Origin of the sequence: Shinella sp. WSD5-1, from assembly GCF_963942435.1 — a bacterium.
Classification (GTDB): domain Bacteria; phylum Pseudomonadota; class Alphaproteobacteria; order Rhizobiales; family Rhizobiaceae; genus Shinella; species Shinella yambaruensis.
The window spans coordinates 1,443,035-1,456,417 of record NZ_OZ012596.1; the positions used below are offsets into that span (position 1 = coordinate 1,443,035).

At 65.5% G+C, this 13,383-nt stretch carries 12 protein-coding genes; 11 read left to right on the forward strand and 1 reads right to left on the reverse strand.

Annotation, left to right across the window (positions count from 1 at the left end; translation table 11 throughout):
- The first annotated feature begins 49 nt into the window (after positions 1-49).
- The 3 genes from AABQ55_RS06920 to AABQ55_RS06930 are packed head-to-tail and all read left to right on the forward strand — an operon-like array spanning position 50 to position 3,749.
- Positions 50-1,558: an amino acid ABC transporter permease/ATP-binding protein gene (locus AABQ55_RS06920; protein ID WP_272804498.1), complete on the forward strand. Its 1,509-nt coding sequence runs from the start codon at positions 50-52 to the stop codon at positions 1,556-1,558.
- Between the two features lie 13 nt (positions 1,559-1,571).
- A complete protein-coding gene (locus AABQ55_RS06925) occupies positions 1,572-2,579 on the forward strand; it encodes a Gfo/Idh/MocA family protein (protein WP_272804499.1) in 1,008 nt (335 codons plus the stop codon).
- A 45-nt stretch (positions 2,580-2,624) separates the two neighbouring features.
- A complete protein-coding gene (locus tag AABQ55_RS06930) occupies positions 2,625-3,749 on the forward strand; it encodes an NAD(P)/FAD-dependent oxidoreductase (RefSeq protein WP_272804500.1) in 1,125 nt (374 codons plus the stop codon).
- A 6-nt stretch (positions 3,750-3,755) separates the two neighbouring features.
- On the opposite strand, the gene AABQ55_RS06935 is transcribed toward AABQ55_RS06930, so the two are convergent.
- Positions 3,756-4,751 carry a LysR family transcriptional regulator gene (locus AABQ55_RS06935; protein ID WP_244768061.1) on the reverse strand — a complete coding sequence of 332 codons (996 nt, stop codon included), beginning with the start codon at positions 4,749-4,751 and terminating at the stop codon, positions 3,756-3,758.
- 162 nt (positions 4,752-4,913) lie between these two features.
- Between AABQ55_RS06935 and AABQ55_RS06940 the strand changes: the two genes are divergently transcribed.
- From AABQ55_RS06940 to AABQ55_RS06975, 8 genes are all read left to right on the forward strand, one after another.
- The gene (locus AABQ55_RS06940; protein WP_272804501.1) at positions 4,914-6,494 is read left to right on the forward strand and encodes an ABC transporter substrate-binding protein; all 1,581 of its coding nucleotides are present in this window, start codon (positions 4,914-4,916) and stop codon (positions 6,492-6,494) included.
- 41 nt (positions 6,495-6,535) lie between these two features.
- The gene (locus tag AABQ55_RS06945) at positions 6,536-7,258 is read left to right on the forward strand and encodes a maleate cis-trans isomerase family protein (RefSeq protein ID WP_244768059.1); all 723 of its coding nucleotides are present in this window, start codon (positions 6,536-6,538) and stop codon (positions 7,256-7,258) included.
- Positions 7,259-7,284: 26 nt separating this feature from the next.
- Positions 7,285-8,169, forward strand: a complete 885-nt coding sequence (locus AABQ55_RS06950; RefSeq protein ID WP_244768058.1) for an ABC transporter permease — start codon at positions 7,285-7,287, stop codon at positions 8,167-8,169.
- Positions 8,170-8,173: 4 nt separating this feature from the next.
- A complete protein-coding gene (locus tag AABQ55_RS06955; RefSeq protein ID WP_272804502.1) occupies positions 8,174-9,121 on the forward strand; it encodes an ABC transporter permease in 948 nt (315 codons plus the stop codon).
- 11 nt (positions 9,122-9,132) lie between these two features.
- Positions 9,133-10,653 (forward strand): aldehyde dehydrogenase family protein, encoded by a 1,521-nt coding sequence (locus AABQ55_RS06960; protein WP_272804503.1) that lies wholly within the window; start codon positions 9,133-9,135, stop codon positions 10,651-10,653.
- Positions 10,654-10,676: 23 nt separating this feature from the next.
- A complete protein-coding gene (locus tag AABQ55_RS06965; protein WP_272804504.1) occupies positions 10,677-11,702 on the forward strand; it encodes a dipeptidase in 1,026 nt (341 codons plus the stop codon).
- Positions 11,703-11,821: 119 nt separating this feature from the next.
- Positions 11,822-12,586: an ABC transporter permease gene (locus AABQ55_RS06970; RefSeq protein WP_338417066.1), complete on the forward strand. Its 765-nt coding sequence runs from the start codon at positions 11,822-11,824 to the stop codon at positions 12,584-12,586.
- Between the two features lie 10 nt (positions 12,587-12,596).
- Positions 12,597-13,376 carry an ABC transporter ATP-binding protein gene (locus AABQ55_RS06975; RefSeq protein ID WP_272804506.1) on the forward strand — a complete coding sequence of 260 codons (780 nt, stop codon included), beginning with the start codon at positions 12,597-12,599 and terminating at the stop codon, positions 13,374-13,376.
- Positions 13,377-13,383: the final 7 nt, after the last annotated feature.

The following is a 13,383-nucleotide window of genomic DNA, read 5'->3' on the forward strand; positions in this document are numbered from 1 at the left end:
CTGCCGCCCCGGCTGCGCCGGGGTGGCCTTTCCCTGAAGGGCCTTGTTGATGAACTGGCTTGAAAACCTGCGCCGCAGCTTCCTCGACTGGAACGCGATGGCCGAAGTGCTGCCGACCATGATCACGGTCGGTCTCAAGAATACGCTGATCCTTGCTGCGGCCTCGACGGTGCTCGGCATCATCATCGGCATGGTGCTCGCCATCATGGGCATTTCCCGCTCGCCGTGGCTGCGCATCCCCGCCCGAATCTACACGGATGTCTTTCGCGGCCTGCCGGCTATCGTCACCATCCTGTTGATCGGGCAGGGTTTTGCGCGCATCGGCCGCGAGCTGTTCGGCCCGTCGCCCTATCCGCTTGGCATCCTGGCGCTCAGCCTGATCGCCGGCGCCTATATCGGCGAGATCTTTCGCTCGGGGATCCAGAGCGTCGACCGGGGCCAGATGGAGGCCTGCCGGGCGCTGTCGATGAGCTACGGGCAAGGCATGCGGCTCATCGTCGTGCCGCAGGGCGTGCGGCGCGTGCTGCCGGCCCTTGTCAACCAGTTCATCGGCAACGTGAAGGATTCGAGTCTCGTCTATTTCCTCGGCTTGCTCGCTTCCGAGCGCGAGATCTTTCGCGTCGGCCAGGACCAGGCGGTGGTGACCGGCAATCTTTCGCCGCTCCTTCTTGCCGGCGTCTTCTATCTCGTCGTGACCGTGCCGCTTACCCACGTCGTCAACGCGATCGACAACCGCCTGCGGCTCGGCAAGCAGCGCCCGGCAGCCGTCACCAGCGGGCTTGAGGAGGTCAGCGAACTCGATGGCGCCGGCCGCGCTTCCGAAGCGTCTTTCAAGGGCGGCAGTCTCGACGTGCGCAACCTCGGCATGGCCTATGGCGAGCTCGACGTGCTGAAGGGCGTGGACCTTTCGGTCAAGCCGGGCAGCGTCACCTGCGTTATCGGCCCGTCCGGCTCCGGCAAGTCCACCCTGCTGCGCTGCCTGAACCGGCTGGTCGAGCCGAAGAGCGGCGATGTCCTTCTCGACGGCGACAGCATCCTCGCCATGAAGCCAGAGCGGCTCCGCCGGCGTGTCGGCATGGTCTTCCAGCACTTCAACCTCTTCCCGGATCACACGGCGCTGGAAAACGTCATGCTGTCGCTGACGAAGATCAAGGGTCTGCCGAAGGCGGAGGCGGAGCGGATCGCCAAGGCGCGGCTTGCCGATGTCGGCCTTGCGGGCCGCCAGCATCATCGCCCCGGCGGGCTTTCCGGCGGCCAGCAGCAGCGCGTCGCCATCGCCCGCGCGCTCGCCATGGAGCCGGAGGTCATACTCTTCGACGAGGTGACGAGCGCACTCGATCCGGAACTGGTCAAGGGCGTGCTCAACCTGATGGCCGACCTCGGCAAGCGCGGCATGACCATGGTCGTCGTCACGCACGAGATGGGCTTTGCCCGCCGCGTTGCCGACCAGGTCGTCTTCATGGATGAGGGGCGCGTGGTGGAGGCAGGCACGCCCGAGGCGATCTTCGACAACCCTGAGAGCCCACGCCTGCGGCGCTTCCTCGCGGAAGTCCTTTGAACGAGGAGACACGATGACACGAACGATACGATGGGGCATCCTCGGCTGCGCGGGCATTGCCGCCAAGGCGGTCATTCCCGCCATTCAGTCGAGCCGCCTGGGGCGGGTCGAGGCGATCGCCTCGCGCGATCCGGACAGGGCGAAGGCGATGGCGGCGCGCTTCGGCATCGCCAAGGCCTACGGCGACTATGAGGCCATGCTGGCCGATCCGGACATCGACGCGATCTACAATCCGCTGCCCAATCACCTGCATGTGCCCATGACGATCAGGGCGCTGGAGCAGGGCAAGCCGGTGCTGTGCGAAAAGCCCATAGCGCTCGATGCTGCGCAGGCAATGAAGCTCGCGGCCGTGCAGGAAGCCGTCGGCCTGCCCGTCGCCGAGGCATTCATGGTGCGCCATCACCCGCAATGGAAAAAGGCGCGCGCGCTGATCGCCGAGGGGCGACTCGGCGAGGTCAGAGCCATTCAGACGATCTTCTCCTACTATCTCGACGACCCGCAGAATGTGCGCAACCAGGCGGATATCGGCGGGGGCGGCCTGTTCGATGTCGGATGCTACGCCATCAACACGGCCCGTTTCCTGTTCGATGCCGAACCGTTGCGGGCGATCGCACTCATGGAGCGCGATCCGGTCTTCGGCACGGACCGGCTGACGAGCGGGCTGCTGGCGTTTCCCGGGGGGAGGCAGCTCGCCTTCACCTGCTCCACGCAGCTTGCCCTCACGCAGAAGGTGACGGTGCTCGGAACGCGCGGACGCCTGGACATCCCCGTCCCCTTTAATGCACCAGCCGACGAGCCGACTGTGCTCGTCCTCGACGATGGGCGCGACCTTGCCGGCGGCGGGCGCGAGGAGATCGCCATCGGGCCGGTCGACCAGTACCGCGAGCAGGCCGACGCTTTCGCCGAAGCCGTTCTCTCCGGCAAGCCGCTCGAAACGGGGCTGGACGATGCGATCGCCAACATGAGGGCCATCGACGCACTGTTCCGCTCCGCCGCCCACGGCCGCTGGGAAGCGCCCTGAACCGCTCCCTCCATCTGCATGACCAACCGATTGAAAGACACCTCCATGACAGACAACACCATCTCCTCGGCAGTCATCATCGGCGCCGGCATCTTCGGCGTTTCCACCGGCGTCCAGCTCGCCCGCCGCGGCATCCGCGTGACGATCCTCAACGATGGTCCGCCGGCCAATGGCGCCTCCGGCCGCTCGCTCTCCTGGCTGAACTCGGCGCGCATGCGCTCGGAGCCCTATCACCGCCTGCGCATGGCTGGCATCGACCGCTACCGCACCCTTTTCGCGCAGCGCCCCGATACGGACTGGCTTCGTTTCGACGGTGGCCTGACCTGGGATGCCGACGACGAGCGCAACGAGATCGACGCGGCCTATCGCCACGAAGTATCGCTGGCCTATGACGCGCAGCGGCTTGCCGCCGGCGAGGTCGCCCGCGTCGCACCGGGCGTTGATGCGCGCGCGATCACGCCCCAGGGTGCGATCTTCAATCCCGGCGAAGGCTGGGTCGATCTGCCGGCGCTGATCGGCGTGCTTCTCGAGGAGTTTTCGATGCTTGGCGGCATGCTGGTGACGGATCAGGGGGCTGCGCGGGTGACGGTCGAAGGCGGCCGCGCCGTCGGGGCGGAGACGGCGACAGGCGGTCGCTTCAAGGCCGATGCCGTCGTGCTCGCAACAGGGCCCGCCGTGCCGCGAATGGCGGCGGAAAGTGGCCAGCTGATTGGCGACGATACCCCGACCGCTCTCCTCGTGCAGACGAAGCCGCTCGCCCATCCGCTGCGCGCCGTCCTCAACACGCCACGCGTCGCCGTGCGCCCGGCGCCGGGCGGCACTTTCTCGCTGGATGCCGACTGGGCGGCGGACGAAGGCCTCAGGCTGCGTCCTGACGGCGGGTATGACATTGACGAAGCCGTGGTGGACGCCCTGCTTGCCGAGGCCGCGAAGGTGATGGACGGCAACCCAAAGCTCGAAGTCGCCTCCATCGGCGTTGGCGGCAAGCCGATCCCCGGCGATGGCGAGCCGGTGATCGGCGCGCTCAAGGCCATTCCCGGCTATTATGTTGCCTTCAGCCATAGCGGCGCAACGCTCGGCCTCATCGTCGGTGAACTGCTCGCCTGCGAGGTTGCGACGGGTGCCGAGCATCCGATGCTCGCGACTTTCAGGCCGGAGCGTTTTTCATAGCTGCGGTTACCATTCTTCGGAAACCGGTATTCCGGACGTCGTGATCCTCGAATGGCCGTTGGAAATCGCGGCAAGTTCCGCCTCGACCGTTTTCACGAGGGCAGTTACCATCGGAGGGAAGGCGCGCCCGAGCCGGCTGACAATATAAACGCTGCGCCACGCGACCGGATCGGTGAGCCCGAGGAAGGCGATGCGGTTGTCTGGAAGGAACTCCGCCGCCAGCGCCGGCGCGGTGGTGATGCCGAGGCCGTTTTCGATGAGTGCCCAGAGCGTCGGATAGGTCGACACCTCGTATTTCGGCACGCGGATGGATTCGGGAAGGTGCTCCATCTGCGAGAGGATCGGGCCGGTCGCCGTGTCCAGCGTCAGGCCGACGAAATTGTGGTTGGCAAGGTCGGCCCAGCGCAGCACGCCATCCTTCGCGGCCGCGTGCAGGGGATGCGTGTGGCGAAGGAAAAGGCCGAGCTGGTCCCTGAACAGCGGCTTGAACACGAGCTCGGCATCGGGACCGTCCATGCTGGCAAAGCCGATGTCCACCTCGTTGCGCCGCACGAGCCGGCGCACGTCGTTCGAGTTTCCCTCGCGCAGCTGGACGCGTAGGCCCGGCCGGGAGGCGAGGAAGCCTTCCAGGATGCGGGGCATGATCTTGGTCGCGATCGAGCTGACGACGCCGACGCGGATGCAGCTGTTGCGGCTCGAGGCCGTCAGCCGGATGTTGCGGATCGCCAGGTCGAAATCGTCAACGACGCGTTCGGCGACCGGGAAGAGATCCGTTCCCTCCTGCGTCAGGATCACGTTGCGCGTCGTCCGGTCGAACAGCGTTCCCCCGACGATGTCCTCCAGCTGCTGGATCGTCATGGTCAGCGAAGGCTGCGACAGATGCAGCTCCGTGGCCGCGCGCGTGAAACTACGATGTTTCGCGACGCTGAGGAACGCCCGCAGGTGGCGGATGGTCGCGGTGTAGGACGGGGAGGGCAGAGCCTGTGGTTGTGGGCCGGCCATCGAGTATCTCCAGACGTTTATTTATAGATCATTGTGATCAATCCGGAAAGTTTTTCAATTTGATTTATTGAACCCTGGCACCTTTAATGATGGCCACGGGTCGCAGCCACTCATCCTCGGCGCGGAAGAAACCCAACCAACAAGGGGAACAGGATGTTGAATATGTTGACGAAACGCCGCCTGGCGACGGCCCTCGCTTGCCTTGTCGCCAGTTCCGCCCTCGTGGCGCCGGTTTCCGCGCTGGCGCAGACTGTCGTCATCGGTTCGGAAGGCGCCATACCGCCGCTGGATCCGCACCGCATGACCGGCACGCCGGGTCTTCGGGTGATCGACGCGATCTACGATCCGCTCGTCCGCGAGGATCTTTCGGTCGTGACCGACACGGCGCCGGCGCTGAAGGGCGGCCTCGCCGAAAGCTGGACGGTGAGCGATGACGGCCTCGTCTACCGCTTCACGCTGCGCTCCGGCGTCAAGTTCCATGACGACACGGATTTCAACGCGAAAGCCGTTCAGGCGAATTTCGCCAGGATCATGGACAAGGCCTCGCCGCTCTATGACGAGCGCGCCGCCGGCAACATGACCTTCCTGACCCGCTGGATCGCCGGTACGGCGGCGATCGATGCGCAGACCTTCGAGATCAAGGTGAAGGAGCCGTTTTCGGGTCTGCTGCGCCTTCTCAGCGACCGGCGCTCCGGCATCATCAGCCCGACGGCGATGGCCGCCCACAAGGGGGATGCGATGGGGTTGAACCCCGTCGGAACCGGCCCCTTCCGGCTGGAGGTCTTTCAGCAGGGGCAGCAACTCGACCTGAAGCGGAACGACGCCTATTGGGGCGGCGCGGCCGCCGTCGATACCCTCATCTTCCGGCCCGTGACCGACCCGACCGCCATGGCGATCGCCATGCAGACCGGCCAGGTCGACATCATCCCGAGCGCAAGCTCGCAGCAGATCGCCCAGCTGTCCGTCGATCCCAGCCTGCAGGTCCAGTATCCCGAGCCGGCGAACCAGTATTTCGTGCGGTTCAACACCAAGGCGCAGTACACGGAGAACAAGCTGTTTCGCCAGGCGCTGAACTACGCCGTCAACCGCGACAATCTGGCGGCCCTGCTCAACGGGCAGGTCACGCCGCTCGGCGGCCCGGTGCCCTCGGGCAACGAGCTGCCGGGCACGACCGGATCGACCTATGCCTACGATCCGGCGAAGGCGAAGGCGCTGCTGGCCGAGGCCGGTTTCTCGACCGGCGTCACCATCAAGCTGATGGCGCCGAACAGCGGCCCCGGTTTCGGCCAGGCCTCCGAAGTCATCGCTCTCCTGCAGCAGGATCTCGGCGAGGTCGGCATCACGCTGGAGCCGCAGTTCCTGGAATTCGCGACGCTCGTCTCGACCGAGGGTCCCGGTTACAAGGATGACGTCCAGGGCTCGTTCAACGGCTGGACGACCGGTGCCGACAGCGCCTACTGGCTGGAGCGCATGTTCGCCGGCGACCAGCAGCCGCCACGCGGCGTCAATCGCGGCTGGTTCACCAATGCCGAGGCCGACCGGCTCTTCACCGAGGCGCGCGGCGAAAGCGACGAGGCCAGGCGCTTCGACCTCTATCGGCAGGCGGCCGAACGCATCGCCGACGATAGCCCGTGGATCTTCCTCTACCAGGATCGCCTGCCGCGCGTGCTGAGCGCCCGTGTCGGCGGCGTCCTGCCGGCAAGGTCCGTCTTCATCGACTACCCCCGCATCCAGGTAAAGTAACCTGCTGTTTTAATTAGGATTTGAAAGAGGAGAATACACAGATGATGTTAGGTTGGCGCGCGCGTATCGGGCAGATGAGGCCGGCGACGGCGATCGAGGGAGCCGAGGAATGGCGGTCGGTGGCGCCCGTCGGCGTCGCCTTCGCCGATGCCCGGACCATCGTGCCGCGGGTCGACGAGGACGGCCTCAAGGTGATGATGTCGCAGGTGCTGGAGGCCTCGCGCCAGCTGGCAACCGCCAAGGTGGATCTCATCGTCCAGTGCGGCGCGCCGGGCACGTTCCTGCGCGGCGTCGGCCACGACGAGGAGGTCTGCGCCCAGATCGAGGCCGAGACCGGCATTCCGGCCATCACGATGATGGCGGCACAGATGGATGCGCTGAAGGCGCTGGGTGCGACCTCGATCGCCGTCGCGACGATCTATTCCGACGAGGTCAACGAGAAGATGGGCGCCTTCATGGAGGCCAAGGGCTTCAAGATCGCCTCCATGCTGGGCCTCCAGATCACCGATCCCTTCGATGCCAGCGTGCATGACGCCGACAGCGCCTACAAGCTGGGCAAAGAGGCTTTCAAGGCCGCCGGCACGTGCGACGCGATCCTGATTTCCTGCGGCACCTACCGCACCTTCCCGATCCTCCCCTATCTCGAAATGGATACGGGTGCGGCCGTCGTGTCGAGCAACCAGGCGACGCTCTGGCGGGCGCTGCGCGCCGTCGGCCTGAAGGACCAGATCCCGAACCTCGGCAAGCTCTGGTACGCCGCCTGATCGCAGAACCGCGACGGAAGAGAACGATGACGACCGTGATCGAACAGACAGTCAGGCCCGCACGCAGATGGCGAAGAGCCCTTGGCGGCATCCTGGACAATCCCGCGCTGGCCATTGGACTTGGCATCCTGGCCGTCATCGTCTTCGCCGCCGTCTTTGCCGACTGGATATCGCCGTTCGACCCGTTGAGAGCCAATCCGCTCGCCCGCTACAAGGGTGTGTTCTCCGGATGGAACCTCCTCGGCACGGACGAACTCGGGCGCGATATCCTGAGCCGCCTCATCCACGGCACGCGCTATGCGCTGCTGGTGGCGATCGTCCCGACGGTCATTGCACTCGGCATCGGCGGCCTGCTCGGGATGATTGCCGGTTACATCGGCGGGTTCGTCGATACCGTGATCATGCGGTTCTTCGACATCATGTTCGCCTTTCCGGGCATCCTGCTGGCGCTCGGCATCAGCGCGGCGCTCGGGCCGGGCCTGTCGTCGATGATCATCGCGATGGTCGTCGTCACCGTGCCCGCCTTCGGCCGCATCGTTCGCGGCGCGGTGCTGCAGGTCAAGGAAGAGGTGTTCATCGAGGCGTCCCATGCCCTCGGCTTCCGTGCCCGGCGCATCGCGCTCCGGCACATCCTGCCGAACATCCTCGGGCCGGCCATCGTCTACGGCACGCTGCAGACCGGGCGGAACGTCATCCTGTCGTCGAGCCTCAGCTTTCTCGGCCTCGGCCCGCAGCCGCCCGCTCCCGAATGGGGCCAGATGCTGTCGAGCGGCCGCACCGCGCTGGCGACCGCCGCCCATGTCGCGACCATTCCGGGTCTTGCCATCGTCGTCCTCGCCGTCGCCTTCAACCTGATTGGTGATGGTGCCCGCGACTATCTCGATCCACGTTTCAACAAGCAGCGGGACTGAAACGATGCTCGTGTTCGCCCTCAGACGCGCGTTCCAGATCGTTCCCGTGATCATCGGGGTCACGATCGCGACCTTCCTGCTCGCCAAGATCATTCCCGGCGATCCGGCCGACATGCTGCTCGGCGCCACGGCCTCCGAAGAGGCAAAGGAAGCTCTGCGGCTCAGCATGGGGCTGCATGAACCGGCCTATGTCCAGTATCTGATCTATGTCGGCAACCTGCTGCAGGGCGATCTCGGGCAGTCCTTCACCTTCGCGCAGCCTGTCGCGACCGTCATCCTCGATCGCCTCGGCAACACGGCTCTTCTCGCCGTCGCCGCCATCATCCTCGCCGCCATCGTCGGCGTTGCGGCGGGCACCTGGGCTGCGCTGAAACCGGGTTCGCTGCGCGACCAGTCGCTTTCGGTCGTCGTCCTGTTCTTCAATTCCATGCCGTCGTTCTGGCTCGGTCTCGTGCTCATCATGATCTTCGGCCTCCATCTGCGCCTCCTGCCGGTCGCCGGCATGCAGAGCGTCGGCGGCGGCGATGGCATGCTCAGCCTCATAGCCCACATGATCCTGCCGTCGATCACCCTTGCCGCCTGGTCGCTGGCCACGATCGCCCGCATGACCCGCTCCTCGCTGCTGGAGGTCATCAACAGCGATTATGTCCGCACGGCGAGGGCGAAGGGCATGCGGGAGTCCCGCGTGGTGCTGCGCCATGCGCTGCCGAACGCCATGCCGCAGATCATCACGGTGATCGGCATGCAGATGGGCTTCCTGCTCAGCGGCGCCGTGCTGACCGAGACGATCTTCTCCTGGCCCGGCATCGGCCTTGCCATGTACCAGGCGATTTCGACCCGCGACATTCCGCTGATCCAGGGCGGCATCCTGATCCTCGCTCTGGCCTTCGTGCTGATCAACTTCGCCGTCGATGTCCTCTACTCGTACTTCAACCCGAAAATCAAACTGTGAAGGAGCCGGCCATGTCTCTCCTCGCGCTGCAAACGGACCCGACCCCGACAATGCCCACATCCGCCCAACAGGACGTTTTCACCTCCTATGTCAGCGGCGCCGCGATCGCGCCGGCCGGCCGGAAGATCCCGCTTCATGACCCCTCGACCGGTGCGGTCTGGGCAAGTGCCTTCGTTTCCGACGAAGCCGTGGAACTCGCCGTCGCCAGCGCCGCCAAAGCCTTCGCCTCGGCGCCCTGGGCGTCGATGACGGGATATGAGCGCGCATCGCTCCTGCGCCGGCTGGGCGCCCTGATCGCCGCCAATGCCGATCGCCTCGGCGCGCTGGAAAGCCTCGCCAACGGCAAGAGCCATGCCGCCACCGCCGCGGAAATGAAGGCGACCGCCGCCTGGTACGACTATTATGCGAGCGCCCTCGACACCCATGACGATGTCTTCCGCACCGTTTCGCGCACCGCGGATGCCCGCATCGTTCGCGAGCCGCTCGGTGTCGTCGTCGCCATCACGCCGTTCAACGGCGCGCTCTCGCTCGGCTCCTGGAAGTTGGCGCCGGCGCTCGCCATGGGCAACGCGGTCATCCTGAAGCCGCCGGCAGAAGCGCCGGGCTCCAGCATCGCGCTTGCGGAACTGGCGATGGAAGCGGGCTTTCCGGCCGGCATCGTCAATGTGGTGATCGGCGATGCGGTGGCCAGCGAGGCGCTCGCGACCCATCCCGGCGTGCAGATGGTGAGTTTCACCGGCAGCACGGCAACGGCCAAGGTCCTGGGCGCGAAGGTCGCCGCCGGCATGAAGCGTTTCGTCTGCGAGGCGGGCGGCAAGTCGGCCCATATCGTCTTTGCCGATGGCGATGTCGACAGCGCCGTGATTGCCGCGACGCAAGGGGCCTTTTCCGGCAGCGGCCAGACCTGCGTCGCCGGTTCGCGCATCCTCGTGCAGGCCGAAATCTACGACAGCTTCGTCGAACGCTACATCGCCTCCGTGAGCCGCATTCGCCTTGGCCATCCCGCCTCGCCGAAGGCACATATCGGCCCGGTCGCGAACAGGCGGCAATACGAGCGCATCAACGGCTTCGTGAACGAGGCGGTGGCGGCGGGTGCGCGCCTTGCCTCCGGTGGCCCAAAGCCCGATCTCGGACCGGAATTCATCGATGGCTACTGGATTGCGCCGACGATCGTTCTCGATGTTTCGAGCGACATGCGGATCTGCCGTGAGGAGATCTTCGGGCCCGTCGTCACCGTGCAGCGCTTCGAGACGGAAGAGGAGGCGATTTCCATGGCGAACGGCGTGGAATACGGCCTTGCCGCTGGTTTCTGGACCCGCGACGTCGGCCGCGTGCGCCGCGTCTCGCGGCAATTGCAGGCCGGGACCGTCTGGGTGAATACCTATCGGGCGATCAACCTGCGTGTCCCCTTCGGCGGCTACAAGCAATCCGGCATCGGCCGCGAGAACGGCGTCGAGGCCATGGACGAGTTCTCTCAGGTCAAGGCGATCGTCGTCGAATACGGCCCGGCGGCCGACCCCTTCGCAAACTGACATTCGAACGGAAAGGAAATCCGATGACACTATCGGCAAGAAAGCCCCTGTTGATCGACGCCCTGCAATACAACAAGCCGGAGCGCGCCCGCTTCGAGGAGTGGAAGCGCGGCGGCGTCGGCTGCGTGCATGTCACGCTGTCGATCTGGGAGAATGCGCGCGAAACGCTGACCGTGATCGGCGAATGGAACCGCCTTCTCGAGCAGAACGCCGACCTGATCGCGCTTGCGACGACGGGTGAGGACATCGAGCGCATCGCCGCCTCCGGGCGCACCGCCGTTGTCTACGGTTTCCAGGATACCTCGCCCTTCGAAGACGACATCGAGCTGATCGAAATCTTCTACCAGCTCGGCGTGCGCATCGCGCAGCTCACCTACAACGTCCAGAACCGCGTCGCCTCGGGATGCTGGGAGCCCGACGAGGCCGGCGTTTCGAAATTCTTCGGCCGCAACGTCATCGCGGAGATGAACCGCGTCGGCATGGTGGTGGACGTCTCGCATTGCACGGAGCGCACCTGCTTCGACGCGATCGAATATTCTTCACGCCCGATTGCCGTCACCCACGCCAATCCGCAGGAATTCGTCGGCACGGACATCGAACTGAACCGGCGCAACAAGTCGACGGCGCTGATCAAGCGTCTCGCCGAAACCGGCGGCGTGATCGGCCTCAGCAACTATCCGAAGATCATGAAGAACGGGTCGGACTGCACGCTCGACACCTTCCTCGACATGGTCTCCTGGACGGTCGATCTCGTCGGTACCGATCATGTCGGCCTCGGCACGGACTTCTATGACGGCTGGCCGGAAAGCCAGATCAAGTGGTGGCGCGCCGGCCGCTGGGCGCGCGAGAGCGCCATCCCGATCAAGGGCTTTTCCAAGTGGCCGTCCTGGTTCCAGTCCCCCGTCGATTTCCCGAACATCCTGGAAGGTCTCGAAAAGCGCGGCTTTTCCGGCGAGGAGATCGCCAGGATCGCCGGCGGAAACTGGCTGAAGCTCTTCCGCGAAGGCTTCGTTCCAGCCGCCTCGGCCAGAACGGCAAACGCCGCTTGAAAAGGCGGTGATGGCGGGAGGCACCTGTCCTCCCGCCATCACCCATCAGGATCGACCCGGAGAGCACGATGAGCCAGACGGATATGACAATGCAGGCGAGCGGAGGCACGGGGTTTCCCATGAAGATATCCCGCGTGGTCTACCCGCTCCTGTCGCTGATCGTGATCATCGTGCTGTGGCAGGTCGTCGTTTCGGTCGCAAAGCCGGCGCCCTATCTCCTGCCGTCGCCCGGTTCCGTGGCCTCCACGCTGATCTCGCAGTTCCCCGTGCTGATCTATCATTCGGGCATCACAGCGTTCGAGACTCTGATCGCCTTCCTGCTCAGCATCGTCATCGCGCTGCCGCTGGCGGTGTTGATCGCGCGGTTCCGCTGGTTCGAGGATGCGGTCTATCCGCTGCTCGTCACCAGCCAGGCCGTGCCGAAGGTCGCGCTGGCGCCCCTCATCCTCGTCTGGCTCGGCTTCGGCCTGCACACCAACATCGTCGTCGGCGTGCTGATGGCCTTCTTCCCGGTCGTCATCAGCGGCGTGGTGGGGCTGAAGAGCGTGCCGCAGGACATGATCTTCCTCGGCAGGACGATGGGGCTTTCGCAGGCGCAGATGTTCCGCAAGATCTATCTGCCCCATGCGCTGCCGAGCCTCTTCGGCGGCCTGAAGGTCTGCGTGACGCTTGCCGTGGTCGGGGCCGTGGTCGGCGAGTTCGTCGGCTCGGATCGCGGCCTCGGCTATCTGATCCTGCTCTCCAGCGGACAGTTGCAGACGGCGCTGATGTTCGCCGCCCTCATCCTTCTGGTCCTGATCGGGGTCGTCAGCTTCGCCATCGTGCAATTCGTCGAGGCGCGCGTGATGCCGTGGCATCGCTCGCAGCGCAGCGACGGACATTGAGGAGCGCGCCATGGGCAAATCCATCACCATCGACAAGGTCTCGCGGTCCTACGCCGGTCTGGAGGCGCTGGTGCCGACCTCCATCGATATCCAGCCGGGCGAGTTTCTCTCCATCGTCGGGCCGAGCGGATGCGGCAAGAGCACGCTGCTGCGCATCATCGCCGGTCTCGATTTCCCGACTTCGGGCACGCTTCGCATCGGCGGCCGGCCGGTCAGCAAGGCGGAAACGGACCTCGGTTTCGTCTTCCAGTCGCCGGTCCTCCTGGAATGGCGCAGCGTCATCGACAACATCCTCCTGCAGGCGGAAGCGCGCGGGCTGCCGGATGCCGAATACCGCGCGAAGGCGAAGGACCTCCTGGCCGCAGCCGGTCTGGCCGGCTTCGAGAACGCCTATCCGCACCAGCTTTCGGGCGGCATGAGCCAGCGCGTCAGCGTCTGCCGCGCCCTCGTGCACGATCCGTCGCTGCTGCTGATGGACGAGCCGTTCGGCGCACTGGATGCGCTCACCCGCGACCAGATGATGGTCGACCTCCAGTCGCTCTGGCTGCGCTCGCGGCCGACCGTCGTCTTCGTCACGCACTCCATCCAGGAGGCCGTGTTCCTGTCCGACCGCATCGTGGTGATGGCGCCGCGTCCCGGCCGCGTCGAAGCAGTGCTCGACGTAGCCTTGCCGCGCCGTCGCCGGCTCTCCGTGCGCGGCACGCCGGAATTCAACGCGATCGTCGACCAGATCCTCATTCATTTCGAACGCATGGGCGTCATCCGTGACGACGCCGAAGACGCAGCCTGACATCCTT

Excerpts from the sequence above, each read along its gene's own strand:
- AABQ55_RS06930 (WP_272804500.1), top strand. The coding sequence starts at position 2,625 with ATGACAGACAACACCATCTCCTCGGCAGTCATCATCGGCGCCGGCATC.
- AABQ55_RS06945 (WP_244768059.1), top strand. The coding sequence starts at position 6,536 with ATGATGTTAGGTTGGCGCGCGCGTATCGGGCAGATGAGGCCGGCGACG.
- AABQ55_RS06950 (WP_244768058.1), top strand. The coding sequence starts at position 7,285 with ATGACGACCGTGATCGAACAGACAGTCAGGCCCGCACGCAGATGGCGA.
- AABQ55_RS06935 (WP_244768061.1), bottom strand. The coding sequence starts at position 4,751 with ATGGCCGGCCCACAACCACAGGCTCTGCCCTCCCCGTCCTACACCGCG.
- AABQ55_RS06960 (WP_272804503.1), top strand. The coding sequence starts at position 9,133 with ATGTCTCTCCTCGCGCTGCAAACGGACCCGACCCCGACAATGCCCACA.
- AABQ55_RS06965 (WP_272804504.1), top strand. The coding sequence starts at position 10,677 with ATGACACTATCGGCAAGAAAGCCCCTGTTGATCGACGCCCTGCAATAC.
- AABQ55_RS06940 (WP_272804501.1), top strand. The coding sequence starts at position 4,914 with ATGTTGACGAAACGCCGCCTGGCGACGGCCCTCGCTTGCCTTGTCGCC.
- AABQ55_RS06970 (WP_338417066.1), top strand. The coding sequence starts at position 11,822 with ATGAAGATATCCCGCGTGGTCTACCCGCTCCTGTCGCTGATCGTGATC.
- AABQ55_RS06975 (WP_272804506.1), top strand. The coding sequence starts at position 12,597 with ATGGGCAAATCCATCACCATCGACAAGGTCTCGCGGTCCTACGCCGGT.
- AABQ55_RS06925 (WP_272804499.1), top strand. The coding sequence starts at position 1,572 with ATGACACGAACGATACGATGGGGCATCCTCGGCTGCGCGGGCATTGCC.
- AABQ55_RS06955 (WP_272804502.1), top strand. The coding sequence starts at position 8,174 with ATGCTCGTGTTCGCCCTCAGACGCGCGTTCCAGATCGTTCCCGTGATC.
- AABQ55_RS06920 (WP_272804498.1), top strand. The coding sequence starts at position 50 with ATGAACTGGCTTGAAAACCTGCGCCGCAGCTTCCTCGACTGGAACGCG.